The organism is Haloarcula sp. H-GB5, assembly GCF_054850705.1.
In genome coordinates, this window is the sequence record NZ_JBTWBG010000027.1 from 1 (window position 1) to 932 (window position 932).

Genomic DNA, 932 nt, shown 5'->3' on the forward strand with positions numbered 1-932 from the left:
TCCCCGCGCTCGATGGGTCTCTCACTGTGTGTCCAGAGTCTGCCCGGTATCCGATAGCCGCACAGGTTGTCGACGGTGCGGAGTATCTTGTCGCAACAGCACGAGAAACGTTCACTCCACCAGCTGACTACCAGTTCCAGACGTGGGACATACTCCAGTCTGGTCGCCTTGCCCTCCAGTCAGGCGACCCGCAGTTCCCCCCAGCCGACGTGAGCCGTGCAATCGCAACGCTTGCGAAGCATCCTGCGTACCAGCCTGAGCGGTTCACGATCTTCTACCGAGGGTGCGATCCAGTGTATATCGAAGGTCCAGACGCCGGCATTGTGATCACCCCGTGGTAACTCGATAGCAGTTTTGTGGTCCTCTGGCGGGTGAGAGGATGTCCACACACTCAGCATCGACGCGAACACAGTCGTTCCAGCATCGCCCGCCAGCAGACACAGGGGAGTGTTCCTGTCCGATACACGCCAACGGTGACCCGTTCACGGCACCTCTCGGGATTCGATTTGCCGATCATGTCGGCGTGGAGCCAATCGACAGAGAAACTGCGGCTGCCGTCTACGAGGCGCATCACTCATATATGGGGTCACTGCCATCGGTCAACCTTGCTCACCACGGGCTGTACTTTCAGGACTCGTTGGTCGGGGCTATCACGTACCGCTACCCGCTCATCTCAAAGAAGCGAATCCGGTACGGCGTCGACGGTCAGCTCTGTCCCGAGCCCGTCGAGATCGACAGTCTTCCAGCAGAGATTCGAGCGACTGCCCGCCAGGTGCTTCCGTCGACGGACACACCAGTCGTTGACAGCGAAGTGATTTCTGGCGACTCGCTCGTCGAGGCCGCGCGTATCTGCATGGGCGTTCGGATGCCAAACCTCGCGTCGGCAGCGCTAGCCCGCTCACAGGAGCGATTCTTGCAGGCTGACGACCGTG

At 60.2% G+C, this 932-nt stretch carries 1 protein-coding gene and 1 pseudogene; both read left to right on the forward strand.

Annotated elements, in window-relative coordinates:
• Positions 1-341, forward strand: a 341-nt coding sequence (locus ACYJ11_RS21350; RefSeq protein ID WP_461649393.1) for a hypothetical protein, incomplete at its 5' end; no start/stop codon positions are given.
• 38 nt (positions 342-379) lie between these two features.
• Positions 380-932, forward strand: a pseudogene (locus ACYJ11_RS21355) (hypothetical protein); the annotation flags it as partial.